The sequence below is a fragment of the Sphingopyxis indica genome (genome assembly GCF_900188185.1).
Taxonomy (GTDB): Bacteria; Pseudomonadota; Alphaproteobacteria; order Sphingomonadales; family Sphingomonadaceae; genus Sphingopyxis; species Sphingopyxis indica.
Window position 1 is genome coordinate 1 of sequence record NZ_FZPA01000010.1, and the last position, 24,515, is coordinate 24,515.

Genomic DNA, 24,515 nt, shown 5'->3' on the forward strand with positions numbered 1-24,515 from the left:
GGCAACCGCATGGCTCTTCGTCGCCTCGATACAACTCTTCACTCGCCGCATCGCAAGGCTATGAAATTATGAACGATAATTTTGAATCAGACTCTGAGGTCAATATCTTCGCGATCGACCTGATCGCGCTCGCCAGCTTCTGGCTGATCGCGCTGAAGACGCGCCGCTTCTGGCCCTATTGGATCACGGGCTGGCAGTTGATCGCGATTTTCGGCCATCTGCAGAAGTTGATGTTCGTCGAGATATTGGCGCGGCCCTATGCGCTGCTCTCCATGTATATTTCCTATCCGATCCTGTTTGTCATTTTATACGCATCGGGATCGAGCGGTCGAAGGAGTGACGCCAGGGCGTGATGCGGGTCGCGCGCGAGGGTCACCAAATGCAGCAGTTCACGAATCAAGATATTGCCGACATCAAGTCGCGGATCGACCAGATACAGAATATGCTGGGCGGACGCGGCGAAGAGGCGGTGCCGGGCGCCGACGAGCGGCCGGTGACGCTGGTCGACCAGATCACCTTCGGCATCCAGATGCGACGCATGCGCCGAAGCCATTTCGGCACGGCGCAGCTGTCGGGGCCGAGCTGGGACATGATGCTCGACCTGATGCTTGCGCGAATCCACGGCCGCCAGTTGAGCGCCAGCGACCTTGCGACCGGCGCCGGGGTTCCGCTGTCGTCGGGGCTGCGCATGATCGCGGCGCTCGAGCAACAGGGGTTGCTCGTGCGGATGATCGACGAAAAGGATCGCCGGCGTTCGCTCGTCCACCTGACCGACGCGGGGACGGAGCAGATGGAAAGCTATTTCGAAAAGGTCGGTCGCGCGTGGGACGACCGGCGCCGCCGCGCTGCGTGACCTTTGCCGCCGGGGCGCCCGGGGCGCGGGTGTCCCGGTTCCGGCCGCCGCCTGCTATTCGGTCATGCCGCGCATCATCGCCTCGATCCGCGCCATCGCATCGCGCTTGATCTGGCACACCCGTGCCGCGCTGACGTCGAGCGTCAGCCCGATCTCCTGCAGGTTGAGTTCCTCGAAGAAATAAAGCTGGAGGACGAGCTGCTCGCGTTCGGGGAGCCGCGACACACAGGCTTCGAGCGCTTTCAGCATGTCGGCCTGCTCGCACGCCGCGTCGGCGCTGCCCGCGTCGTCGGCGACGAGGAAGGTGCCGGCGTCGAGCATCTCGTCGAGCGAGGTCGAGCGGCCGTGCGTCGCGCTCTTTTCGAGCGCATGATATTCCTCGGCGCTCATCTCGAACGCCGCCGCCATCTCGGCGCTCGTCGGCGCGCGCATCAGATGCTGTTCGAGCGCGGCGCGCACCGACTGGATGCGCTTGCCCGCGATCATCGCCGAGCGCCCGACATCGGCTTCGCGCCGCAACTGGTCGATCATCGCGCCGCGGATGCGCGTCGAGGCATAGGTGGCGAAGGCATAGCCGCGCTCCTCATAGTGGCGGCTCGCCTCGATCAGCGCGATCAGCCCGGTCTGGATCAGATCGTCGAGCTCGCTCGTGCGCGACACGCGCGAAAACACCTGCCACGCGATCTTGCGCACCAGCGGCGCATATTCGTCGACCAGCGCCTCGACGCTCTCGCCATAGAAATGGCGCGGCGCGGGGTGCGGCGCGGAAAGGCCCGCGCCGAATTGTTCGGCCCGCTCAGCTCTCATGCGGTTCATCCTTCATCTGGTCGGCGGCAGCGGCGGTCAGGCGCGCGGGTTCGGCGCCGATCGTCGCGACGATTTCGGTCGCCTTGGTCGGCGGGATCTCGAGGTAGGAAATCACCGCGACGTCGGGGAAGGTCGCGCGCACCAGCCGCGACAGCGGCGAGCGGCACAGCGGCGAGGCGACGAGCGCGAAGCTGCGCGTCTGGAGCAGCAGCGGCTCGACCGCCTCGCCGATCTGTTCGACGATCTTCATCGCCATGCCATGCTCGAACGGCCATTCGGCACCGGGATTGGCGCGCACCGCCTGGTTGAGCAGCATCTCGATCTCGGGGCTGAAGGTGACAACGGGCAGCGGCATCCGGCTCGGCACGATCGTCTGAACGATCAGCGCCCCGATGCGCTGGCGCACCGCCTCGACGAGCTCGATGTCGCCGAGCTGCTGGCCGGTGAGCGCGACCATCGCCTCGGCGATCTTGCGGAAATCGCGCAGCGGCACGCGTTCTTCGAGCAGCGCCTTGCACAGCGCGGCGACGCGCGGCAGCGCATAACCCTGCGGGCTGAGGTTCGCCGCAAGCTGCGGATAATGCTGCTTCAGATGGTCGATCAGCGCCTGCGCGTCGTCGAGCCCGAACAGCTCGGAGGCAGAGGCGATGATGCTGTTGTTGAGGTGCGTCGCAACCACCGTGGCGGGATCGACGACGGTATAGCCCGCCGCGATCGCGTCATTCTGCGAAGCCTTCGGAATCCACAGCGCGTCGAGCCCGAAGGTCGGATCCTTGCACGGGCGGCCGGTCACCTTGGTCACCAGATCGCCCGAATCGAGCGCGAGCATCTCGTTCGGATAGACCTCGTCCTCGCCGACGATCACGCCGGCGACCGAGATGCGATAGGCGTTGCCGGGCAGCGAGAGGTCGTCGGCGACCTTCACCGCCGGGATGACGAAGCCCAGTTCCTTCGACAATTGCTTGCGAATGCCGGTGATGCGGCCCATCAGCGGCGCGCCCTTGCGCTCGTCGACCATCGACACCAGTGCATAGCCGACCTCGAGCTGGCACGCGCTCGCCTCGCTGACGTCGGCCCAGGCGATATGGTGCGGGTCGGCGGCGGGCTCGGCGGCTTCGGGCGCGGCCGCCGCATTGTCGGCGGCGCGCTTCATCTGCCAGCCCATCGCAAAGGCGAGCGCGGAGGCGGGCAGGATCAGCATCTGCGGCATCGCCGGGACGAGCCCGAGGACGAACAATATGCCGCCCACCGCCATCCACACATGCGGCGAGGAGAACTGGCTGCCGATCTGGCCCGACAGGTCGAAGGGCGAGGCGACGCGGGTGACGATCGCGGCGGCGGCGATCGACAGCAGCAGCGCGGGGATCTGCGCGACGAGCGCGTCGCCGATCGCCAGCGTCACATAGGTGCCGCCGGCTTCGGAAAAGCTGAGGCCATGGTTCGCCATGCCGAGGATCAGGCCGCCGACGATATTGACGAACAGGATGAGCAGGCCCGCGACCGCGTCGCCCTTCACGAATTTCGAGGCGCCGTCCATCGAGCCGTAGAAATCGGCTTCGGTTGCGACCTCCTGACGGCGCGCCTTCGCTTCCTCGGGCGAGAGCAGCCCGGCGCCCAAGTCGGCGTCGATCGCCATCTGCTTGCCGGGCAGCGCGTCGAGGGTGAAGCGCGCCGACACTTCGGAGACGCGCCCCGCGCCCTTGGTGATCACGACGAGGTTTATGATCAGCAGCACGCCGAACACGAACAGGCCGACGATATAGTCGCCGCCGATCAGCACCTGGCCAAAGGCTTCGATGACATGGCCCGCCGCGTGCGTGCCCTCGTGCCCATGGACGAGAACGACGCGCGTCGAGGCGACGTTGAGCGCGAGGCGGAGCAGGGTCGCGAGCAGCAGCACCGTCGGAAAGGCCGAGAAGTCGAGCGGCTTCGATGCGGACAGCGCGACCATCAGGATCGCAAGGCTGATCATGATATTCGCGATGAAGCTGATGTCGAGGATCGTCGGCGAAACCGGGATCACCATCAGCGCGACAAGGACGAGCATTCCTGCGGGGAGCGCGGCGGTCGCGGCGACGCGGCCGGCCTTTGCGGGGTCGAAGGCGGCGGCGCTCATGCGTCGCCTCCCATCGCGGCGAGGCGGCGATAGGCGCTCGCGGCGAAGTCCGTCGACAGCGTCTTGGGCATGGGTTGAATGTCCATCATCTGAAGCGGCGGGCGGCTGCCGCCGGCGGCGCTCGCGATGCTGCCCGACTGGACGTGCCAGCGGGTTGCGCGAGCCGGGGTGAAATCCTGGGGACCGCCGCCCTCCGCGAGCTTGGCGGCGAAGAGCGCGCGAATCTCCGACAGGCTGCGCATACTGCCGTCGCCGGCATAGAAGATCGGGCGATTGGCCGCCGCCGCTTCGGGCAGCATCGTTGCGCCCGGCTGGTCGGGATTCGCCTCGAGCCCGGAGAGAAAGCGCGTCGCGCCGGCGGCGCCGAGGAAATGGGCGAGATAGAGGTCGACCGATTCCATCGGCCGGCCGAAGCGGCTTTCAAGCTCGGCGCGATTGTCGGCGGTGAGCGCGGCGGCCATCGCCGACGATGCGGCGGGATCGTCGCGCAGCGCGAGGATGCGCTCGCGCAGCGCCGGGTCGGCGACCGACAGCCGTCCGCTGGCGTCGCGGCCGATCGCGTCGGCGGCCCAGCCGAGCCCGTGGCTCGCGCCGTGGCGGTCGAGTGTCGCGAGCCAGGTCTGCCGGGTGAATTGATAGAGGCCGCGCGCCGAAGAGGTCGGCGCCTGCGCGGTCGGGTTGAAGCGGCTCTCGACGCGCGCGACGTCGACCAGATAGTCGAAATCAATCCCCGTGCGCGCCGACGCCGACTGCACCGCATCCCTTACGGGAACGGCGAGGCCGGCCTGGGTCAGTCGAGGGTCGATCGGTGTCATCTGGGGTTCCGCGTCCTTTCGCGAAACCACCAGCAATCATCGTGCCATTTTCAGAAAAATGGCATTCTCTATATAATTATCAGTAGCTTAGGGCCGCACCGCGCGGTGCGGTGCCGCGCAAGGCGTGGTTTCTGTCAATCCTCTGACGTGTCCAGTCTTTCAGGATGTTGACCCGGATCGCGGCGGCTTCGAGCTGCTTGAGCGTCTGCGTGACGAGCAGGCGCGCGCGCATTTCGCTGCCCGCGGGGATGTCGGCGCTCTGGAACAGTATCACCGCGGTCGCGAGCGCTTCGGATGCCGCGACGATCGCGCCCGGGTCCTGTCCGTCGAGCGCGTCGACGAGCGCGTCGAGCCGCGTCTGCATTGCGTCCATCTCGGCGATCATGCGCCGGGGGTCCCGCGATAGAAAGCCAGCATCGCGCCGGCGGTCGCGCCGACGTCGACGCTATAGCTGCCGCCGACGATCGCGCTGCGCAGGCTGGCGACGCGCGCCATGTCGACCGGCGCGGGCTGGTCGGCGAGCGCCTGGGTCAATCCGACCAGGCGCGCGGCGGGCACGGGCTCGGCAGCGGCCGGCACGGGTGCCGCACCGCTCGTGGCGGCGGCCGATCCGGCGCCGATCTTGCGCAGTGCGATCGGGCGCAGCACGCCCCCCACCTGCGGTCCGATCTTGCTGTCTCCAGACATCGCGCGCCTCCAAAAAGCGGGCCGTCGGAAAATCGACGGCGCCTTCGAATGAGGTTTAACGGCGCGGGTGCCGGTCGATTAAGCGATGTTGGGAAAAAATTAAAAAGCCGAAAAGGCGTCGGAAAATCGACGATGGCAGCCGAAGGAGAATCCTTCGCCAAAAATGGCGGAAGTGGGGTTCACAACGCGCTTTGTCGCGTCAGCCGCCGGGCGCTTATCCCCCTTTCGTATCCGCTATCCCGTCATTGCGAGCGAAGCGAAGCAATCCAGAGCGGTTTACGCACACTCTGGATTGCTTCGCTTCGCTCGCAATGACGAAATCGGGAATGCGGGCGCAACGGAGATAACCGCCTGCCCCGAACCTTACTCCGCGACGCTGGCGCGGCCGGGGCCGGTGACGACGGCGCTCAGCGAGTTGCGGTTGCCCTCGCCGCGCAGCGCGATCGTGTCGCCGACGCGGCCGTCTTCGGATGCGACGGCGCTGTAGGAGACCGCGAAGGTCGCGGTTTCGAACGAGACGCGAACCGCATCGCCGCGGCGGATCACCGGTGCGGCGGGCGGGGCATTGGTCGCCGCGACGAAACCGGGGGCCGCGCCCGCGCCGCCGGTCATCGGCACGCGCACGCGCCAGCCGAGCGAGGCGCAGCGCACCGCGAGCGTCTGGCTGTCGATCGCGGTGATCGCCGCCTGTTCGGGGCAGCGCTGCAGCTTGATGCGCCGGTCGATCGGCGCCGCGGTGCGGCCCATCGCCCCCGCGACGGTCTGGGTCAGCGCGTCGATCGCATCCCAGTCCTGAATCGCCTGCTGCGCCCGTGCTCCGGGCACGGCGACGGCGAAGGCGGCAAGCGCGGCGAGACATATGCGGGGCATCGCCCATCTCCTCATCGGTCGAACGGTTGCGGGCAGGGGTGCAGGATGCGTGCCAAGCGGCGTCCGGCGCCGGTTTCGTCAATGTCCGCGCTGTCCACGTCAATCTTTTGACGTCGCGCCCTGCCGCTCGATCCGCCGCGCAGGAATGCCGGGCAGAACATGCTGCAAATCAAGGGAAATCGGCATTTGGCACGCGCATTGCATCAATCCTTGCGGATGATCGCGCGCCCGGTCCCGGCCCCCGCCGGACGGGCCGCATCGACAGGAGGAATGGACAGATGGCTTCCGAAAAGCTCTTCGGCCTGCACGCGACGGCGCTCCAGCTGCGCAGCCAGCGCATGATGATGCTCGCCTCGAACATCGCCAATGCCGCCACGCCGAATTACAAGGCGCGCGACCTCGACTTTGCGAAAGCGCTCGACCTCGCGCAGCAGGGCACGTCGACCGACGGCGCGATCGAATATCGCGTGCCGGTGCAATCGTCGCTCGACGGCAATACCGTCGAAATGGCGACCGAGCAGACCGCCTTTGCCGAAAATGCGCTCGCCTATCGCTCCAGCCTTGCTTTTCTGCAGGGCCGCATCGGCACGCTGACGCGCGCGCTGAAGGGCGAATGACGATGGCCGCGGGTCTTTCGATCTTCGACATCAGCGGGCGCGCCATGTCGGCGCAGCTCGTCCGCCTGAACACCACCGCGTCGAACCTCGCCAATGCGGGGACCGTCGCGGGCAGCGAGGGCGAGGCCTATCGCTCGATGAAGCCGGTGTTCCGCACGGTGATGGACGGCGCGGGCCGTGCGACCGTCGCGGTCGACCAGGTGACGAGCAGCAAGATGGCGCCCACGAAGCGCTACGACCCCGACAATCCGCTCGCCGATGCCGACGGGAACGTCTGGGAAGCCGCGGTCGACAGCGCCGCCGAGCTGGTCGAGATGGTCGAGACCGCGCGCCAATATCAGAACAATGTCCAGGTCCTCGACACCGCAAAGGGCCTGATCAACGAAACCCTGCGGTTGGGACAATAGTCATGGCGATCGATTCGATAAGCGGCACCGGCTCGTCGGCGCAGACGACCACGCTCAGCACGCCGCAACTCGGCCAGAGCGACTTCCTGCGGCTGATGACGGCGCAGCTGTCGCAGCAGGACCCGTTCAATCCGGTCGATAACAGCGAGATGGTCGCCCAGATGGCGCAATTCTCCAGCCTCGCCGGGGTCAGCGAAACCAACAAGACGCTCACGCAGATCTCCGAGCAACTCACCGCACAGACGGCGCTGCTCGAACAGATCCGCGCCGCCACCGACACGCCGGCGACGCCGGCAACCGAAGCCACCCAGGAAGGATAAGTCGCATGTCATTCTATACCTCGCTTTCGGGCCTCAAGGGCGCCCAGACCGACATGTCGGTCATCTCGAACAACATCGCGAACGCGGGTTCGATCGGCTTCAAGCGCAGCGCCGCACAGTTCGGCGACATCTTCGCGTCGTCGCCGAGCCAGTCGACGAAGACGATCGCGGGGCAGGGGCAGCGCCTCAACGGCATTACCCAGCAGTTCACGCAAGGATCGTATGAAACGAGCGAGAAGACGCTCGACATGGCGATCGTCGGTGAAGGCTTTTTCGTCGTGAAGGGTGCGCCGCCCACCAATGCGGTCACCTATTCGCGCAATGGCGCCTTCACCCCGCTCGAAGACGGCACCGTCGTCGACACCACCGGATCGACGCTGCAGCTGCTGCCGGTCGATACCGACGGCAATGTCACCGACGCGAGCCTCGGCGGCGCCTATGATCTCGTCCTTCCGAAGGTTTCGTCGACCAATCCCGATGCCGACCTCGTCAACGTCTCGGTCGGCATCGACGGGCTGGTCAGCGCGACCTTCGCCGACGGCTCGACCGAAAAGCTCGGCAAGATCGCGATGGCGTCTTTCCCGGCGACCGAGGGGCTGCGCCCGGTCGGCGACGCGCACTGGCAGTCGACCGGCGAAAGCGGCGCCCCGGTGATCGATTCGCCGGGCAGCGGCGCGATGGGCGCGGTGCGCTCGGGCGCGCTCGAACGCTCGAACGTCGACATCACCGAGGAACTGGTGCTGCTGATCGCGGCCCAGCGCAACTTCCAGGCCAATGCCAAGGCGATCGAGGGTGCATCGACGCTGACCCAGACCGTCATCAACATGAACTGACCGGCGTAATCGCCGCCAGCCCGGAGCCCAGCCATGGACCGCGTCATCTATACCAGCCTTACCGCGATGCGGGGCAGTCAGGCCCGGCAGACGGCGATCGCGAACAATCTCGCGAACGTCAATACGCCGGGTTTCCGCGGCGAAATCGCCGAGGCGCAGTCGCTGTGGCTTCAGGGCAGCGGGGTCGGTGGGCGCGCGGTCGCGTCCGAGGAAGTCGTCGGCGCCGACATGCATCATGGCACGATCACCGCGACCGGACGCGACCTCGACATCGCGATGCAGGGCGATGCGCTGCTCGTCGTCCAGGCGCCGAACGGCGAAGAGGCCTATACGCGGCGCGGCGACCTGATGCTCTCGGCCTCGGGCCTGCTCACCACCGGCGACGGCAGCCCCGTCCAGGGCACGCAGGGGCCGGTCACCATCCCGCCCGCCGACGCGATCCGGATCGACGATCAGGGCGGGATATGGATCGTGCCCACCGGCGGCGATCCGGAAAATCCGCAGCAGGTCGACCGCCTCCGCCTCGCAAGCCCCGCGGGCTCCGATGTCGTGAAGGGGCTCGACGGCCTGTTCCGCGTCAACAATGGCGGCATCCTTCCCGACGACCCCGAAGCCCGGATCGTCACCCGTTCGCTCGAAGGATCGAACGTCACCGCGACCACCGCGCTCGTCGAGATGATCGAGGCGAGCAAGGCGTGGGATTCGCAACTCAAGCTGATCAGCGACGCGCGCGAAATGGACAGCGCGACCGCGAATCTGATGCAGCTGCCCCGTTAAGGAGAGACAGACATGACCATCGGTGCCCTGCACGTCGCGCGGACCGGCCTTGATGCCCAGAGCTTCAAGATGCAGGTGATCGCGAACAACCTCGCCAATGTGAACACCACGGGCTTCAAGCGCGACCGCGCCAATTTCGAAACGCTGTCGTACCAGATGATGACCCAGCCGGGCGCGACGGCCGCGGCCGACAACCGCTATGCGACGGGGCTCAACCTCGGCACCGGCGTCCAGCTTGCGGGCACGTCGCGCATCGACACGCAGGGGACGTTCGCGGCGACGGGCAATGCGCTCGACATGGCGATCGACGGCGCGGGCTTCTTTCAGGTCGAGCTTCCCGACGGGCGCACCGGCTATACGCGCGCGGGCAATTTCGAGCGCGCCGAGGACGGCACGATCGTCACGTCGGACGGCAAGCCGCTGATCCCGCAGATCCAGGTTCCCGAGGATGCGACCGGCCTGTCGGTCGGCAGCGATGGCACCGTCTCGGCGAGCGTGCCGGGGCAGGCCGATGCGGTCGAACTCGGCCGGATCGAGATCGCGCGCTTCGCCAACCCCTCGGGGCTGCAGGCGATCGGCGACAATATGCTCGTCGAAACCACCGCCTCGGGCACGCCGCAGGTCGGCGCCGCGGGCGAGGAAGGCCGCGGCTCGCTTCGCGGCGGGATGCTCGAAGGATCGAACGTCAACGTCGTCGAGGAGCTCGTCGACATGATCGAGACGCAGCGCGCTTATGAGGTCAATTCGAAGATGATCCAGGCCAGCGACGAAATGATGAAAAATGCGACGCAGACTCTCTGAACTCCTGCTCGTCGCCGCCGTGCTGGCACCCGCTGCGGCGGCGGCGAAGGACGACGTGCCCGACGACGCCTTCGCACCGACCGCTCCGGCAGCGCCGGCGGCGACGCCCGCGAACGGTTCGATCTTTCAGGGCGGCTATGTCCCGCTCACCTCGGGCGGGCGCGCCGGGCGCGTCGGCGACATCGTCACCATCCAGCTCGTCGAGCGCACGATCGCGTCCAAGAGCAATGCCGCGGCGACCGAGCGGGGCGGCAGCCTCGGCCTGACGCCGCCGAGCACGGGTCCGCTTTCCTTCTTCAGCCCCAGCGACATCGGGATGAGCGGCGGCAATGAATTTTCGGGCAAGGGCCAGGCGTCGCAGTCGAACCAGCTCGCGGGCGAAATCAGCGTGACGATCGCCGAAGTCTATCCGAACGGCACGATGCTGGTGAAGGGCGAGAAACTGGTCACCCTCAACCGCGGCGACGAACGGCTGCAGATTTCGGGCATCGTGCGCGCGATCGACATCGGCCCCGACAACCGCGTCCCCTCGACGCGCGTTGCCGACGCCAATATCCGCTACGTCGGCAAGGGCGAGATCGCCCGCGCCAGCCGGCAGGGCTGGTTGCAGCGCTTCTTCAACATCATCAGCCCCTTCTGACGCTGACCCAGCAAGGACCGACCCTGTGACCCGGCATCCCTTCTTCCCCGCTCTTCTCGCCCTGCTCGCCGTCTGCCTCGGCTGCGCGTCGCCTGCCTCGGCCGCGCGGATCAAGGACATGGGGCAGTTCCAGGGCATGCGCTCGAACCAGCTCACCGGCTATGGCATCGTCGTCGGGCTCGCGGGCACCGGCGACGACAGCCTCGACTATTCGACGCTCGGCATGAAGGGCGCGGTGTCGCGCTTCGGGCTGACCCTGCCGCCGGGCGTCAATCCCGCGCTCAAGAACGCCGCAGCGGTGATGATCACCGCCGAACTGCCGCCCTTTGCCAAGCCCGGCCAGCGCCTCGACGTCACCGTGTCGGCGATCGGCAAGGCGAAGAGCCTGCGCGGCGGCACGCTCGTCCTCGCGCCGCTCTATGGCGCCGACGGACAGATTTATGCGATGGCGCAGGGCAATCTCGTCATCGGCGGGCTCGGGGTCGATGCCGCCGACGGATCGAAGCTGACGGTCAATGTGCCGTCGAGCGGCCGCATCGCCAACGGCGCCTCGGTCGAGCGCGCGGTCGATACCGGCTTCGCCTATGGCGACCATCTGCTCTTCAACCTCCACCAGTTCGACGCGACCAATGCGAAGCGCGTCACCGACGCGATCAACGGCGCGCTCGGTCCGGGCGCGGCGACGATGGTCGACGGCGCGAGCATCGCGATCCGCACCGGGGGCACCGGCGACGACCGTATGCGCCTTGTCTCGATGGTCGAGAATCTCGACGTCGTGCGCGCCGAGCCGCCCGCGAAGGTCATCGTCAATGCGCGCACCGGCACGGTCGTCATCAACGGCGCGGTGCGCGTCGGCACTGCCGCAGTGACGCAGGGCAAGCTCACCGTGTCGATCAAGGAATCGCCGACGGTCGTGCAGCCCGCGCCGTTCAGCCGCGGCCAGACCGCGATCGAGCCATCGAGCGATATCGAGGCGAGCGAGGAATATCGCCCCGCCTTCCTGATGAAACCCACCGCTTCGCTTTCGGAGCTCGTCGATGCGATCAACCGCATGGGCGTGCCGCCGGGCGATCTCGTCGCAATCCTAGAGGCGTTGTCCCAGGCGGGCGCGCTCACAGCCGAACTGGTGATCATATGACGACGACCCTGATTTCGCAGCCGGTCCGCCCCGGCGTTCCCGCAGCCGCCACCCCGCGGCTCGGCGGTGCCGGCGGCGGCGACGACGGCGGGCTCGGCAAGGCCGCCGAAGCCTTCGAGGCGGTGATCCTGCGCCAGTTGATGGCGTCGATGCGCCAGGCGAAGCTCGGCGACGACATCTTCGGATCGAGCGCGACCGACAATTTCCGCGAAATGGCCGACGCGCGCACCGCCGATTCGATCGCTGCGATGCGTCAATTCGGCATCGCCGCGATGGTCGAGGCGCAGTTCCGCGGCCGCGCCGCCGCCGCGAGCGGAGCCCTCCAGTGAGCGACCTCCTTTCCATCGGCGCCAGCGGCCTGCGCGCCTATTCGGCGGCGCTCGCGACGATCGGCGACAATATCGCCAATGCGCAGTCGGCGGGCTATGCGCGCCGCACCCTGCAATTGAAGGGCGCGCAGTCGGCGGGCGACACCCCCTTCGTGCGCGCGAACATCAACCCCGGCGGGGTCGACATCAATGGCATCAGCCGCTCGGTCGACCAATGGCTGATCGCCGACGCGCGCATCTCGTCGGGCGATGCCGAGCGCGCCTCGGCGAAGCTCGACTGGATGAGCCGCGTCGAAAGCGCGCTCAGCGACGAGAGCAACGGCATCGCCACCGGGCTGACCCAGCTGTTCACCACCGCCGACCAGCTCACCGCCGATCCCGCGAACCGGACGCTGCGCAGCCAGTTCCTCCAGGCCGCCGACGACGTCGCCTCGGGTTTCCGCGCCGCCGCGGGGCAGCTTTCCGACATGGCCGACGGCATTTCGGGCGCGGCGACGAGCGAGGTTGCCGCTTTCAATTCGAACCTCGACGCGCTCGAGGCGATCAATATCGGGCTGCGCAAGGCGCGCCCCGGCTCGACCGGCGAGGCGACCTTGCTCGACGAGCGCGACCGGCTGCTCGACGAGCTGTCGGCGCAGGGCGGGATCGACATCGCGCTCGACGACCGCGGCGCCGCGACGGTGCGCGCGTCGGGAAGCGGCGACCTGCTCGTCGGCGGCGGCGAGGTTCATCCGATTTCGGTGACGACCGCCGCCGACGGCCGGCTGTCCTACACGGTCGACGGCGGCGGCGCCTTCGCCACCGGAACCGGATCGCTCGCGGGGCTTTCCGAAGCCGCGAACCATGTCGCCGACGAGCGCGCCGCGCTCGACACGCTGGCACAGGATTTCGCCGCGCAACTCAACGCCGCGCATCAGGCGGGTTTCGACGCCGCGGGCAATCCGGGCGCGGCGCTGTTCACGGGCACGAGCGCCGCGACGTTCACCGCCGCGGCCCTGACCCCCGATCAGGTCGCGGTCGCCGACGGGGCGACGAGCAACGGCAATATGCTCGCCTTCGGCGCGCTGCGCGGCGCCAATGATCCCGAATCGCTGTGGGCAGGCCATGTCGCCGAACAGGCGCAGGCGACCGCCTCGGCGCGCGCGCAGGATGCCGCCGCGACGACGCGCGCCGACGCCGCAACCGCGGCGCGCTCGGGCGTCAGCGAGATTGATCTCGACAAGGAAGCGGGCGAGCTCTTGCGCTTCCAGCAGGCCTATTCGGCCGCGGCGCGCACGATCCAGGTCGCGCGCGAGACGATGCAGACGCTGCTGAACTCGGTCTAAAAGGACAGTCAGGATGATCAACGCCACCGGCAATCGCATGACGCGCGAGATCGCGCGCCAGTCCAGCCTCGCCGACCGGATCAACGAGTTGCAGATCCAGATTTCGAGCGGCACGCGCCTCCAGCGCGCATCGGACGACGTCGTCGGCGCGCGCCGCGTCGCGACGATCGGCAAGGCGCAGGCGAGCATGGCGACGTGGCAGAAGAATGTCGATGCGGCCGCCGCGCTCGTCTCGCAGGCCGACGGGGTGCTCAAATCGACCTCCGCTTTGATGGCGCGCGCGCGCGAGCTGACCCTGTCGGCTGCGAGTGCTTCGCTGAACGCCGACGACCGCGCGGTGATCGCCGCCGAACTCGGCGCGATCGCCGACGAGATCGACGCGCTCGCCGCGACGCGCGACACGAACGGCGAGCCGCTGTTCGCTGCCGCCGATCCGAAGGTGGTGCGCTTCGACGCCGACGTCAGCTTCGCGCCGGTGCCTTCGGCGGCCGACGCCTTCCTCGTGGGCGGCAACAGCCTGTCGACGATGCTGCGCGACGCCGCCACAGCGGTCGGCGCGAACGACACGGCGGCGATGGGCGCTTCGCTCACCGCGCTGGCCGAGGGAATCGCGCATGTCGCCGATCAGAATGCCGCGCTCGGCCTGTCGGGTGCCCGGCTCGAACGCATCGGCGACAGCCTTGCGAGCCGCGGCATCACGCTCACCGACGAGCGTTCGGCGGTCGAGGATACCGATCTGACGGTGGCGATCGCGCAGCTCAACGCGACCAATCTGACGCTCGAAGCGGCGCAGGCGGCCTTTGCGCGGATCAATCGCCAGACGCTTTTCGATATTTTGGGCTGACGCGCTCAATATCTCGCGGCCGCTGCCGTTAATCATCCAGACCCCCTTGTTTGCCGGGACTCGACAGGTCCCGATTGGAGTTGACTGCGCATGTTTCCCGTCATCGGCATCGTCGTCTTGATCCTGCTGGTTTTCGGGGGTTTCGCGTTCACCGGCGGGAATCTCGAGCCCGTCCTCCACGCCCTGCCGCATGAAATGCTGATCATCGGCGGCGCCGCGGTGGGGTCGCTGATCATCGGCAATTCGGGCAAGGACCTGAAGGCGCTCGCGGGCGGCATGGGCAAGGTGTTCAAGGGGCCGACGTACAAGAAGGACGACTATCTCGACGTCATCCTGCTCGTCTCGACGCTGATGAAGATGATGCGCACCGAAGGCCCGGTCGCGGTCGAACCGCATATCGAGGATCCCGCGAACTCGCCGATCTTCCAGCAATATCCGAAGCTGCTCAAGGATCAGACGCTCGTCCATCTGATCTGCGACACGCTGCGCCTCGTCGTCGTCTCGTCGGGGACGCTCGATCCGCACGCGGTCGAGGAGGTGATGGACAATGCGGTGAAGAACCATCACCACCATGCGATCAAGCCCGCCGACGGCTTGCAGAGCCTGGCCGACGCGCTGCCCGCGCTCGGCATCGTCGCCGCGGTGCTCGGCGTCGTGAAAACGATGGGCTCGATCGACAAGCCGCCCGAGATCCTCGGCGCGATGATCGGTTCGGCGCTCGTCGGCACCTTTTTGGGCGTGCTCCTCGCCTATGGCCTCGTCGGCCCGTTCGCGACGCGCGCGCGCACCGTGATCGAAAGCGACGCCGCCATCTATCATACGGTGAAGCAGCTGATCATCGCCTCGCTCCACGGCCATCCGCAGCCGCTGGTGATCGAGGCGGCGCGCTCGGGCGTCGACCATGGCAACCAGCCTAGCTTTGCCGAGGTCTTCGACGGAATGCGAGGCCGCTGATGGCTGCGCGCCCGAATACTCCGCTGCGCCCGATCATCGTCAAGAAAGTGGTCGAGGCGGGCCATGCGGCGCATCACGGCGGCGCGTGGAAGGTCGCCTATGCCGACTTCGTGACCGCGATGATGGCATTCTTCCTGCTGATGTGGCTGCTCGGCGCAACGACAGAAAAGCAGCGCAAGGCGCTCGCCGACTATTTCGCGCCGACGATCGTGCAGGCGAAACAGGATACGGCGGGGTCGAACGGGCTGTTCGGCGGCGAATCGCTCGTGTCGGTCGACAAATATCCGCACGAAGCCGGGCAGACCGGAACCAAGGCGATGACGATCCCGCGCGACGCCGCCGGCGGCCCGCGCGAAGCGACCGCAGGCGCGCGCGCCAGCGCCCGCGCGCAGTTCCAGCAGGTCGCGCAGTCGCTGATGCGCGCGATCGAGGAAAAGGCCGAGCTGCGCCGGCTCGCGCGCAACATCCGCTTCACCGAAACGCGCGAGGGACTGCGCATCGACATCGTCGACGATGCCGATTTCTCGATGTTCGTGCTCGGCACCAGCCAGCTCACCCCCGAAGCCTCGCGTATCCTCGGCGAACTGGCGAAGGTCGTCGCGGGGCTGCCCAACGAGCTGATGATCCGCGGCCACACCGACGCCGCGCCCTGGTCGGCGAAGACGGGGATGAACAATTGGCGGCTGTCGGTCGAACGCGCCGAGGTGTCGCGGCAATATCTCGTCTTCCGCGGGATCGCGTCCGATCGCTTCGCGCGAATCGAAGGGGTCGCCGATCGCGAACCCTATGTCCCCTCGAATCGGCTCGACCCGCGCAACCGGCGCATCTCGGTGACGCTCGGCTGGGGTGCGGGTCCGGGGAATTAGCGCCAAACTGGCACTATATCGGAAGCGCGCCACGCAGTTCCGCCGCAATTACTTCCATTGTGGCTATAATCCTTTGTTTTGAAAGGGTTAGGGCCGCAGCGTAAAGCGCTTGTTTACCAATATGACCAATATCCGAAGTCATCGAAGGGGGCGCCACTGGGTGGGGCGCAGTGGAGATGACAATGACTGAGGGTAGGCAAGCCCGCGGCGACCAGGCCGCGCTCGAAACGCTGATCATCGGCCACAGCGCCGCCGCGCAGCATCTGCGCGACATGATCCGCCGCGTGGCGCGTTCGAACGCTTCGGTCATGCTCTGCGGACCGTCGGGTTCGGGCAAGGAACTTGTCGCCCGCGCCATCCACGACGAAGGCGTGCGCGCCGGCAAGACCTTCTCTGCGATCAATTGCGGCGCCATCCCGGGCGAGCTGATCGAATCCGAGCTCTTCGGCCATGAAAAAGGCTCGTTCACCGGCGCCACCGCCCGCCGCATCGGCCATTTCGAGGCAAGCGACGGCGGCACCATCTTTCTCGACGAAATCGGCGACATGCGTTTCGACATGCAGGTCAAGCTGCTCCGCGTGCTCGAAGACCGGACGATCGTCCGCGTCGGCAGCAGCGAGATGCGCAAGGTCGATGTGCGCGTCATCTCGGCGACGCATCAGGATCTTGGCGCTGCGATCGCCGACGGCAAATTCCGCGAAGACCTGTTCTTCCGCCTCGGCGTGGTCGTGCTCCAGGTTCCCAGCCTCGCCAATCGCGTCGAGGACATCCCCGCGCTCATCCGCCATTTTCAGCGTAACATGCCCGCCGACGCCAAATGCCGCTTCGACGAAGCCGCGCTTGCGCTGCTGATGCGGCACAACTGGCCGGGCAACGTCCGCGAGCTCAGGAATTTCGTCGAGCGCGCCAGCGTTCTCCACGGCGGCGAGACGCTGGGGTCGGGCGACGTCGCGATGCTGCTCAACCCGACCGCCGCGATGCCGCGCCTTGCGGTCGCGACCGGCCCCGTCGCTGTGCCCGACGCCTCCGAGACCGTTCCCGTCGCGCCGCGCAAGTCGCCCGCGCCGGGCCGTCCGATCGACCTCAAGCGCGAGATCGAGACGATCGAGCTCGAACAGATCCACGTCGCGCTCGACCTTGCCGACGGCATCATTTCCGAAGCCGCCCGCCTCCTCTCGCTCAAGCGCACGACGCTGATCGAGAAGATGCGCAAATATGGCGTGCAGCAGCAGCAGGCCGCCTGACCGCGGCGCTGCCTGAAAGTTCAGCCCCGCTGAAAAAAGGGGTACTGGTCCACCCCTTTCAAGTCACCCGGCCGCCCGTCCCCACCTAGGGCGGCCGGGTGCGACTTTCCGGTGTTTCGGGGCGACCGGTGCCGAACCGGAATCGGCGGGAGGGCCAATCGCCCATCAATTCATCCCTCGCGGATCTTTTTCCACGCGGCGCTGATCGTCTGGACGCCGGCGAGCAGCTCGGCAAAGCCCTCGGCGCTGTTCGCGGCGACCGAATCGTCGAGCTTGCGGCGCATACTGCGATAGACGCGCGACAGCGAACCGGCGACGTCGCCGCCCGCGTCGCGATCGAGCCCGACGTCGAGTCCGATGAGGATAGAGCGGGCGCGGTGCGCGGGGTCGGTCGCCGAGACGCGCTGGCCCTGGTTCACCATCGAAATGAGCACGCCGACCGCGATTTCGAGTTCGTCGTAGAGCATCTGGACGAGTTCGACGGGGTCGGCGGCGGCGGCACGGCTTTCGTGCTGCAGACGGCGATAGAGGCCCGTGGCCCGGACGGTCGAGGCGGTCGGCGGCATCGCGGAAAACCCTTAATTCTTGTACTGGTTGTTCCAGATCTCGATCTGCTGCTCGAGATAGGATTGCGTCGCCTTGAAGGCCGCGAGCTTGGCGTCGAGGCCGCCGAACTGTTTTTCGAGCCGCGCGCGATAGCTTTCCTCGCGCTCCTCGATCTTTTCGAGTTGCTCGGCGAGCGCCTCGCTCTTCGCGTCGAGCGATTCCTCGACGCGGGTGAGGATGCCGTCGGTCGCGACCGCGGCGTCGCGGATCGCGTCGAGCGTGAAGGCGATGCCGGGGTCGGTCGCTTCGCTATGCGTCGCGTCGCGGCGCGGGTTGAACAGTGCCTCGACCGCGCCGGCGTCGGCGGCGAGCGCCGCTTCGAGCTTGTCGCTATCGACCGCGAGCACGCCGTCCTTGGTCGTATAGATGCCGATGTCGGTCAGCTTGTTGATATTGGGATCGCTCGTCAGCACCGTGCCGACAAGGCCCGAAAGCGTCGATTCGAGCTGGCGCAGCGACATCGTCGAACCCGACAGGCTCGACGCCGACGACAGGCTTTCCTTGAGCTGGTTATAGACCGCGACGAAATCGGTCACCGTCTGACGGATCATGTCGAGCGGCCGGCTCGCGCCGATGTCGACCGGCTGGCCGGGCGCCGCCTTCTTCAGCGTCAGCGACATGCCGGGGACGACGTCGTCGACGATGTTGGTCGCGCGGCTGAAGGCGACGCCGTCGATCGTGAATTTGGCGTCGGTCGCCGCCTGACCCAGCGTCATGCTGCCGCCGCTGCCATAGGTGAAGGCCGCAAGCCCCGGATCGGCGCCGGCGTCGGCGGCGAGGGTGAAGCCGTTCGCCTCGCCGGTCTGGCCCTTGACGATCAGGCGATAGCCGCCCTGGTCGGCGATGACCGACGCGGTGACGCCGCTGTCGCTCGCATTGATCGCGTCGGCAAGGCCGTTGAGGCTGTCGTTGGTCGCGTCGATGGTGATCGTATAATCGGTGCCACCGACGTTCAGCGTCATCGTTCCCTGGCCGATCGCCGCCTCGCGGTCGGCGACAATGCCCGAATAGGCGGTCTGCGCGCGCGCGAGCTGCGTGACCTCGATCGTCGCGGCGAAGCTGTCGGCCTGCAGCCCCGCGCGGGCGGTCGCCGTCAGCACACTCTCGTCCGAAACGGTCGGCGTGCTGCGCAGCGTGCCGTCCTCGACCATCTGGCTCAGCGAATCGGCGAAGCCTTCGAGGTCGGAACGCGCCTGCGCGACGGCGCTGATCCGCGCCTGATTCTGCTGCGTCAGCGTCGTCATCCGGTCGATCTTCGGCTGGCGCGACGCATTGGCCAGGTCGGTGACGATCTGGACCGTATCGATTCCCGACCCGAAGCCGAGGCTGTTGGCGATTGAGCTGACCATGGCACCATCCTTCGCCCTTGTTAACGGCGGGCCGCGGGCAGGATTAAGCCGACCGCGCGCTATTTCTGCCGCCGCCCTTCGGGGTCGAAGCGGTGCGTCGGCGGGACGTCGACGGCGGGCTGCGCGCGGCCTTCGGCGGCGGCGCGTTCGAGCTGGAAGACGAAGGCGAGCACGGTCGCCACCGCGACGAACAGCTCCTCGGGGATCGTCCGCCCGGCGCGCGCAGTGAAATAGATCGCGCGGGTGAGCTGCGGATATTCGAGCATCGGCACGCCAGCACCGCGCGCCAGCTCGCGGATCGACAGCGCGACGTCACCGCGGCCGCGCGCGACGACGACGGGTGCGGCATCGACCCCGGGGCGATAGCGCAGCGCGACCGAGAAGTGCGTCGGGTTGGTAAGTACCACCGTCGCCTCCGACACCGCCTTGCGCGCCGATCCGCTCAAAATCTCGTGCGCGCGCTGACGCTGCGCCTGCTTGAGTTCGGGGGCGCCGTCGGACTGGCGCATCTCCTCCTTCACTTCCTGCTTGCTCATCATCAGCCGCTTATTGCGCTGATACCATTGCGCGGGGACGTCGATCAGCGCGATGATGACCAGCCCCCCGGCGAGCGCGAGCATCGCGTGTCCGACCGCGCGCCCGGCGAGCCCGATCGCGGCGTTCAGATCGGTCGACGCCATCATCATGAAGGCGGGCAGGCTCTTGGCTACGAGCCAATAGCCGATGCCGCCGAGCAGCAGCACCTTGGCGATCGACTTGCCGAGCTCGATGACGCCCTGAACCCCGAAGATGCGCTTGAGCCCCGTGCCCGGATTGATCCGGTTGCCCTTGAAGGCGAGCGCCTTGCCGCGCCAGCCGAGCGAGCCGAGCATCGCCGGCCCCGCGAAACTTGCGACGAGCGCGAGCGCGAACAGGCTCGCGAGCGGCAGCAGCACGCCGGTGCCACCCCGCATCAGCGCTTCGCCCGGCGCGAAATGCGCGACGTCGTCGGCGCTCAGCGTCAGCCCGTGCTTGACCAGTTCGCCCGCCGCCTCGACCAGCCAGCCGCCCGCGGCGAGCAGCCAGCCGGCGCCCGCGAGCATCATCAGCGCGGTCGCGAGTTCGCGCGACATCAGCACGTCGCCCTCGCGCGCCGAATCGGCGCGCTTCTTGGGCGTCGGCTGTTCGGTTTTCTGGTCCTTTTCGGTCTCGCCCGCCATCGCTCAGCCCGCCGCGACGAGCCGCGCCATGTCGAGCGCGTCGGACAGGATGCGCGCGAGCGTTTCGGCCATCACCGGCGTCGCGATGCCGAGCAGCACGACGCCCGCGAGCAGCGTCGCGGGCAGGCCGACCGCAAACAGGTTCATCGCGGGCGCCGAGCGGCCGATCACGCCCATGATCATCTGGACGAGGATCAGCACGAAGCCGACGGGGAGCGCGATCGTCAGCCCCGCGGCGAACATCAGGCTGCCGAAGCGCAAGATGCCGGCGATCGCGCCGAAAGAGGGAAAGGCATTGCCGGGCGGCAGCGCGCTATAGCTGTCGACGATGATGTCGATGAGGACGAGATGCCCGTCGGCGGCGAGGAAGAGCGCGGTCGCGAGCATCGAGAGGAACTGGCCGATCGCGCTGCTCGCGGTGCCGCTCAGCGGGTCGATCATCGACGCGAAGCCGAGCCCCATCGCATTGCTGATCGCCTCGCCCGCGAGCAGGGCCGCGGCAAGCCCCATCTGGAGCACGAAGCCGATCGCGAGGCCGACGACGACTTCGCCGATCACCAGAATGAAGCCGGGCCACGACACGATCCCGTCGGCGGGCAGCGTCATCCCCGACGCCGCGACCGCGGGCACCCCGACCGCGAGCGCTATGACGAGGCGGAGCTGCACCGGCACATTGGCGGCGCCGAACACCGGCGCGGCGAGGAAGGCGGCGCCGGGGCGGATCATCGCCAGCATCCACAGCTGGAGCATCGCTTCCACATTGGGGATGTCGGCTGGATTCATCGGCTCTAATGCACGAGCGCCGGGATCTGCGCATAGAGGTCGCGCGTGAAGTCGGTGAGCAGCACCAGGATGCTGCCGCCGAAGATCGCGAGGCAGATCGCGGTGACGATCAGCTTGGGCACGAAGCTCAGCGTCTGTTCGTTGATCGACGTCGCCGCCTGCACCATGCCGAGCAGCACGCCGACGACGAGCACCGGAATCAGGATCGGCGCCGCGGCGAGCGCGAGAATCCACAGCGCCTGCTGCGCGACTCCGATGAAATAGTCCGCCTCCATCTCGCTAGGTCCCGAAAGAAGAAGCGAGCGAGCCCATCGTCAGCGCCCAGCCGTCGACGAGGACGAAGAGCAACAGCTTGAAGGGCATCGAAATGACCGTCGGCGACAGCATCATCATGCCGAGCGACATCAGCGCCGAGGCGACGATCAGGTCTATGACGAGGAAGGGCAGGAAAATGAGGAAGCCGATCTGGAAGGCGGTCTTGAGCTCGCTGGTGACGAAGGCGGGGAGCAGGATCGAGAAGGGCACGTCCCGCGGGCTCGCATAATCGGGCGCCTTGGCGATCTTGGCGAACATCATCAGGTCGGTCTTGCGCGTCTGCGCCATCATGAAGCCATGCACCGAGGTGCCGGAGCGCACGACGGCTTCGCCGATGTCGATCTGTTCCTGGCTATAGGGGGTGATGGCGACGCGGTTCACCTCGCTGATCACCGGCTGCATCACGAACAGCGAGAGAAAGAGGCTGAGGCCGACGAGCACCTGGTTCGGCGGCGTCTGCTGGAGGCCGAGCGCGTGGCGCAGGATCGACAGCACGATGATGATGCGCGTGAAACTGGTCATCATCAACAGCAGCGACGGCAGCACCGTCAGCAGGCTCATCAGGAGCAGGATTTGCAGCGACAGCGACAGCGGACGTCCGTCGCCGCCGATCTCGTTCACCGCGCGCGCCAGCCCGTCGGCCGCCTGCGCATGCGCGGCGGGGGCCGCGGCGAGCAGCGCGATGCCGCCGGCAAGCGCGGCGGCGCGCAGCCAGTGGGGACGAGGCGAGAGTCCGTTGCCCTTTACCCGTATCCCCGAGCGAAGACGAGGGGCCATGCCGAGCGAAGTCGAGGCCTGTGCGCCACGGGTTCTCGCTCCGCTCGAACGAGCCCCTCGGCTGCGCTCGGGGAGGTGGAGGATTTCAGGTTCCGTGCCATTCGCCTCAATCGACATGGAAATCGCCCTGGCTATTGTCTGCGAGGCGCGTGACGCCGTTTCGCGACACCGAGAGCAAAATCTGCTGTCCCGCAAACTCCACGACCGCGAGCTTGGTCCCCGGCCCGAGCGGGAGCACGCCGACCATCTCGACCGGACGTCCCTGCTTCTGCCCGCCGGCGATCGGCATGCCCATCTGGACGCGCTTCCACAGCCACAGGCTGCCCCACGCCATGCCGCCGACGATCGGCAGCAGGATCAAAAGGCGCAGGATATATTCGAGCATCAACCCCTCCGCTCGAAGCCGGTCAGCGCGCGGTCGGGCGCGACGACTTCGGCGACCTGGATGCCATAGCGGCCATCGACGTTGACGATCTCGCCGCGTGCGATCAGCGTGCCGTTGGCATAGATGTCGAGAAGGTCGTTCGCCGCGCGGTCGAGTTCGACCACGCTGCCTTCGGTCAGGTTCAGCAGGTCGGACAGCGCCATCGAGGTCGATCCGACCTCGACCGATACGCGGAGCGATACCCCCGCGAGCAGGTCGAAATTGGGCGCCGCGGCTATCGTCTTGGCGTCACGCCGGTCGCGGGCCGCTTTCGGGGCGTCGCTGATGTCACTCATCGTCCGATCCTCTTTCGATACAATCAATCAAAATGGCCGCGTTCCCATTGGCCTCGCCGATGCTGCCCGACGCGAAGTGGCGGCCGGCAACGGTGATCGGAACGTGACGCGGTATGGTTAACGAAATGATATCGCCGACCTCCAGAGCGAGAAGTTTTGTCAGCGGAATCTCGGGACGCGCGAGCACCGAACGGACGGGCAGGCGCACATCCTTCAGCGCGCGCGACAGCGTCGCGGTCCACAGCGGGTCGACCTCGGGCGTTTCGGCGAGTTCGGGGGCGGGCTCGCCGCCGCTGATTCCGCGCAGCGCGGCGAGCGGATAGGCGCAGGTGATCATATGCCCGTCGAGCACGCCGCCGCGCAGGGTGAAGCGATGGACGAGCAATTCGTCGTCGGCGCGCACCGCCTGCAGCTTGGCCGCCTCGCAGGTCACGCAATCGAGCTGCGGCTCGATCGCCAGCGTGCTCGCCCACGCCGCGGCGAGCTGCGCGCCGATGTCGCGGCCAAGGCGCGCCGCGAAGCGGTCTTCGGCGTCGGTCAGTTCCTCGCGCCTGCCCGCGAGCTGCCCCTTGCCGCCATAGAAGATGTCGACGAGCTGGAGCACGAGCGCGCGTGCGCCGGCGAGCAGCATCGGACCCTTGAGCGGCGGTGCATGATAGCGCCAGTAGATCGCCGGCGCGGCCTCTTCGCACCAGTCGGCAAAGCGCATCCGCTCGCTTGCGCCGCGCTCGACCTGCACCGTGGGCGCGCCGAGCGCGCGGATCAGGTCGCGCAAGGTGCGCGCAAACTGGTTGGCGACGCCGTCGAGCGCCGGAAAGGCATAGCCGTCCTCGGCCTTGCGCAGCAGCACCGACGCCCTGGCGTCACCGTCGCTGCCGCCGTCGCCGGCGGGAAGCGTCCTGGTGCGCGCCATTACTGGATCACCATGGTGGTGAAATAGACATTGTCGACGCCGCCGAAGCCCTCCTTGTCGCGCAGCACCTGATTGACCGCGGCGGTCAGGCGGCGCTGGAGCATCTGCTTGCCCTGCGACGTCGACAGCAGCGCCGGATCCTGTTCGGCGAGCACCATCAGCACCGCCGAGCGGATCGGCGTCATCTGGCGCTGGATATTCGCGACCATCTTGCCGTCATAATAGGTCGACAGGCTGATCCCCACCTGCAGGAAGGCCGACCCGTCGGCGAGGTTCGTCGTGAACGCCTGTTCGATCGGCACATAGGTGATTTCATATTTGCGCGGATCGACCTTGTAGCGGTCGTTCGGAACCGACACGGTTCCGACCTTGGGCGCGGCCTCTTCGCCTTCGCCGGCCGGCGCGGCGTCGCTTTCGCCGCGCAGGACGAGCTTGGGATAGAGATCCTCGGGCTTCGGCGCTTCGGCGGCGGCGAGCCCGCCGCCCATATAGATGCCCGCGCCCGCGCCCGCGCCGATCAGCACGGCGGCGCCGACGCCGATCAGCAGCAGCTTTTTCATCTTGCCCCCCTTTTTCGGGCTGTCGGCTTTATCCTTGGTCATGTTCGGAC

General features: G+C 67.4%; 32 protein-coding genes. 16 read left to right on the top strand and 16 right to left on the bottom strand.

Going from position 1 to position 24,515, the window contains the following annotated elements; all coding sequences use genetic code 11:
- Positions 1–68: 68 nt before the first annotated feature.
- Both CHB69_RS13290 and CHB69_RS13295 read left to right on the top strand, forming a co-directional pair.
- A complete protein-coding gene (locus tag CHB69_RS13290; RefSeq protein ID WP_245836795.1) occupies positions 69–353 on the top strand; it encodes a hypothetical protein in 285 nt (94 codons plus the stop codon).
- Between the two features lie 26 nt (positions 354–379).
- Entirely contained in the window at positions 380–853 is a 474-nt protein-coding gene (locus CHB69_RS13295) for a MarR family winged helix-turn-helix transcriptional regulator (RefSeq protein ID WP_089216661.1), read from the top strand.
- 54 nt (positions 854–907) lie between these two features.
- On the opposite strand, the gene CHB69_RS13300 is transcribed toward CHB69_RS13295, so the two are convergent.
- From CHB69_RS13300 to CHB69_RS13325, 6 genes are all read right to left on the bottom strand, one after another.
- The gene (locus CHB69_RS13300) at positions 908–1,660 is read right to left on the bottom strand and encodes a sigma-70 family RNA polymerase sigma factor (RefSeq protein WP_089216662.1); all 753 of its coding nucleotides are present in this window, start codon (positions 1,658–1,660) and stop codon (positions 908–910) included.
- A complete protein-coding gene (gene flhA / locus CHB69_RS13305; protein WP_089216502.1) occupies positions 1,650–3,776 on the bottom strand; it encodes a flagellar biosynthesis protein FlhA in 2,127 nt (708 codons plus the stop codon). Before flhA ends, CHB69_RS13300 begins: the two co-directional genes overlap by 11 nt.
- Positions 3,773–4,591, bottom strand: coding sequence for a transglycosylase SLT domain-containing protein (locus CHB69_RS13310; protein WP_089216503.1), 819 nt, complete (start codon positions 4,589–4,591; stop codon positions 3,773–3,775). The genes flhA and CHB69_RS13310 overlap by 4 nt, the downstream gene beginning before the upstream one ends.
- 79 nt (positions 4,592–4,670) lie before the next feature.
- On the bottom strand, positions 4,671–4,976 hold the full coding sequence (locus CHB69_RS13315) for a hypothetical protein (RefSeq protein ID WP_089216504.1): 306 nt from the start codon (positions 4,974–4,976) through the stop codon (positions 4,671–4,673).
- Complete coding sequence (locus tag CHB69_RS13320; RefSeq protein WP_089216505.1) at positions 4,973–5,278, bottom strand: flagellar biosynthesis anti-sigma factor FlgM; 306 nt, start codon at positions 5,276–5,278, stop codon at positions 4,973–4,975. Before CHB69_RS13320 ends, CHB69_RS13315 begins: the two co-directional genes overlap by 4 nt.
- A gap of 363 nt (positions 5,279–5,641) precedes the next feature.
- Positions 5,642–6,148, bottom strand: a complete 507-nt coding sequence (locus tag CHB69_RS13325; protein WP_089216506.1) for a flagella basal body P-ring formation protein FlgA — start codon at positions 6,146–6,148, stop codon at positions 5,642–5,644.
- Between the two features lie 278 nt (positions 6,149–6,426).
- Here CHB69_RS13325 and CHB69_RS13330 point away from each other — a divergent pair, with 278 nt between their 5' ends.
- From CHB69_RS13330 to CHB69_RS13395, 14 genes are all read left to right on the top strand, one after another.
- Positions 6,427–6,765 (top strand): flagellar basal body rod protein FlgB, encoded by a 339-nt coding sequence (locus CHB69_RS13330; RefSeq protein WP_089216507.1) that lies wholly within the window; start codon positions 6,427–6,429, stop codon positions 6,763–6,765.
- Positions 6,762–7,172 carry a flagellar basal body rod protein FlgC gene (gene flgC, locus CHB69_RS13335; protein ID WP_089216508.1) on the top strand — a complete coding sequence of 137 codons (411 nt, stop codon included), beginning with the start codon at positions 6,762–6,764 and terminating at the stop codon, positions 7,170–7,172. The genes CHB69_RS13330 and flgC overlap by 4 nt, the downstream gene beginning before the upstream one ends.
- Positions 7,173–7,174: 2 nt before the next feature.
- Positions 7,175–7,492, top strand: a complete 318-nt coding sequence (locus tag CHB69_RS13340) for a flagellar hook assembly protein FlgD (RefSeq protein WP_089216509.1) — start codon at positions 7,175–7,177, stop codon at positions 7,490–7,492.
- Positions 7,493–7,497: 5 nt separating this feature from the next.
- Positions 7,498–8,325, top strand: a complete 828-nt coding sequence (locus CHB69_RS13345) for a flagellar hook-basal body complex protein (protein ID WP_089216510.1) — start codon at positions 7,498–7,500, stop codon at positions 8,323–8,325.
- A 33-nt stretch (positions 8,326–8,358) separates the two neighbouring features.
- Positions 8,359–9,102: a flagellar basal body rod protein FlgF gene (locus CHB69_RS13350; RefSeq protein ID WP_089216511.1), complete on the top strand. Its 744-nt coding sequence runs from the start codon at positions 8,359–8,361 to the stop codon at positions 9,100–9,102.
- A 12-nt stretch (positions 9,103–9,114) separates the two neighbouring features.
- On the top strand, positions 9,115–9,903 hold the full coding sequence (gene flgG, locus CHB69_RS13355) for a flagellar basal-body rod protein FlgG (protein WP_089216512.1): 789 nt from the start codon (positions 9,115–9,117) through the stop codon (positions 9,901–9,903).
- Positions 9,884–10,543 (top strand): flagellar basal body L-ring protein FlgH, encoded by a 660-nt coding sequence (locus CHB69_RS13360; RefSeq protein WP_089216513.1) that lies wholly within the window; start codon positions 9,884–9,886, stop codon positions 10,541–10,543. Before flgG ends, CHB69_RS13360 begins: the two co-directional genes overlap by 20 nt.
- 25 nt (positions 10,544–10,568) lie before the next feature.
- The gene (locus CHB69_RS13365) at positions 10,569–11,681 is read left to right on the top strand and encodes a flagellar basal body P-ring protein FlgI (protein ID WP_425442427.1); all 1,113 of its coding nucleotides are present in this window, start codon (positions 10,569–10,571) and stop codon (positions 11,679–11,681) included.
- Positions 11,678–12,010 carry a rod-binding protein gene (locus tag CHB69_RS13370; protein WP_089216514.1) on the top strand — a complete coding sequence of 111 codons (333 nt, stop codon included), beginning with the start codon at positions 11,678–11,680 and terminating at the stop codon, positions 12,008–12,010. Before CHB69_RS13365 ends, CHB69_RS13370 begins: the two co-directional genes overlap by 4 nt.
- Positions 12,007–13,335, top strand: coding sequence for a flagellar hook-associated protein FlgK (flgK, locus tag CHB69_RS13375; protein ID WP_089216515.1), 1,329 nt, complete (start codon positions 12,007–12,009; stop codon positions 13,333–13,335). Before CHB69_RS13370 ends, flgK begins: the two co-directional genes overlap by 4 nt.
- Before the next feature lie 13 nt (positions 13,336–13,348).
- Positions 13,349–14,179: a flagellin N-terminal helical domain-containing protein gene (locus tag CHB69_RS13380; RefSeq protein ID WP_089216516.1), complete on the top strand. Its 831-nt coding sequence runs from the start codon at positions 13,349–13,351 to the stop codon at positions 14,177–14,179.
- Between the two features lie 90 nt (positions 14,180–14,269).
- Complete coding sequence (motA, locus tag CHB69_RS13385) at positions 14,270–15,133, top strand: flagellar motor stator protein MotA (protein ID WP_089216517.1); 864 nt, start codon at positions 14,270–14,272, stop codon at positions 15,131–15,133.
- Positions 15,133–15,999, top strand: a complete 867-nt coding sequence (locus tag CHB69_RS13390; RefSeq protein ID WP_089216518.1) for a flagellar motor protein MotB — start codon at positions 15,133–15,135, stop codon at positions 15,997–15,999. Before motA ends, CHB69_RS13390 begins: the two co-directional genes overlap by 1 nt.
- A gap of 182 nt (positions 16,000–16,181) precedes the next feature.
- A complete protein-coding gene (locus CHB69_RS13395) occupies positions 16,182–17,243 on the top strand; it encodes a sigma-54 interaction domain-containing protein (protein WP_245836796.1) in 1,062 nt (353 codons plus the stop codon).
- Positions 17,244–17,413: 170 nt separating this feature from the next.
- Here the strand turns inward: CHB69_RS13395 and CHB69_RS13400 are convergent, their stop codons facing one another.
- The 10 genes from CHB69_RS13400 to CHB69_RS13445 form a co-directional block, all read right to left on the bottom strand.
- Positions 17,414–17,809, bottom strand: a complete 396-nt coding sequence (locus CHB69_RS13400) for a flagellar export chaperone FliS (protein WP_089216520.1) — start codon at positions 17,807–17,809, stop codon at positions 17,414–17,416.
- Positions 17,810–17,821: 12 nt separating this feature from the next.
- Positions 17,822–19,198 (bottom strand): flagellar filament capping protein FliD, encoded by a 1,377-nt coding sequence (fliD, locus tag CHB69_RS13405; RefSeq protein WP_089216521.1) that lies wholly within the window; start codon positions 19,196–19,198, stop codon positions 17,822–17,824.
- Between the two features lie 59 nt (positions 19,199–19,257).
- Positions 19,258–20,397 (bottom strand): EscU/YscU/HrcU family type III secretion system export apparatus switch protein, encoded by a 1,140-nt coding sequence (locus tag CHB69_RS13410; protein WP_089216522.1) that lies wholly within the window; start codon positions 20,395–20,397, stop codon positions 19,258–19,260.
- A 3-nt stretch (positions 20,398–20,400) separates the two neighbouring features.
- Complete coding sequence (gene fliR / locus CHB69_RS13415; RefSeq protein ID WP_089216523.1) at positions 20,401–21,180, bottom strand: flagellar biosynthetic protein FliR; 780 nt, start codon at positions 21,178–21,180, stop codon at positions 20,401–20,403.
- 5 nt (positions 21,181–21,185) lie between these two features.
- Positions 21,186–21,455: a flagellar biosynthetic protein FliQ gene (locus CHB69_RS13420; protein WP_089216524.1), complete on the bottom strand. Its 270-nt coding sequence runs from the start codon at positions 21,453–21,455 to the stop codon at positions 21,186–21,188.
- Between the two features lie 4 nt (positions 21,456–21,459).
- Positions 21,460–22,272 (bottom strand): flagellar type III secretion system pore protein FliP, encoded by an 813-nt coding sequence (gene fliP / locus CHB69_RS13425; protein WP_425442428.1) that lies wholly within the window; start codon positions 22,270–22,272, stop codon positions 21,460–21,462.
- A gap of 106 nt (positions 22,273–22,378) precedes the next feature.
- The gene (locus CHB69_RS13430; RefSeq protein WP_089216526.1) at positions 22,379–22,657 is read right to left on the bottom strand and encodes a flagellar biosynthetic protein FliO; all 279 of its coding nucleotides are present in this window, start codon (positions 22,655–22,657) and stop codon (positions 22,379–22,381) included.
- The gene (gene fliN, locus CHB69_RS13435; protein WP_089216527.1) at positions 22,657–22,992 is read right to left on the bottom strand and encodes a flagellar motor switch protein FliN; all 336 of its coding nucleotides are present in this window, start codon (positions 22,990–22,992) and stop codon (positions 22,657–22,659) included. The genes CHB69_RS13430 and fliN overlap by 1 nt, the downstream gene beginning before the upstream one ends.
- Positions 22,985–23,905 carry a FliM/FliN family flagellar motor switch protein gene (locus CHB69_RS13440; RefSeq protein ID WP_089216528.1) on the bottom strand — a complete coding sequence of 307 codons (921 nt, stop codon included), beginning with the start codon at positions 23,903–23,905 and terminating at the stop codon, positions 22,985–22,987. Before CHB69_RS13440 ends, fliN begins: the two co-directional genes overlap by 8 nt.
- Positions 23,905–24,507, bottom strand: coding sequence for a flagellar basal body-associated FliL family protein (locus tag CHB69_RS13445; protein WP_089216529.1), 603 nt, complete (start codon positions 24,505–24,507; stop codon positions 23,905–23,907). The genes CHB69_RS13440 and CHB69_RS13445 overlap by 1 nt, the downstream gene beginning before the upstream one ends.
- Positions 24,508–24,515: the final 8 nt, after the last annotated feature.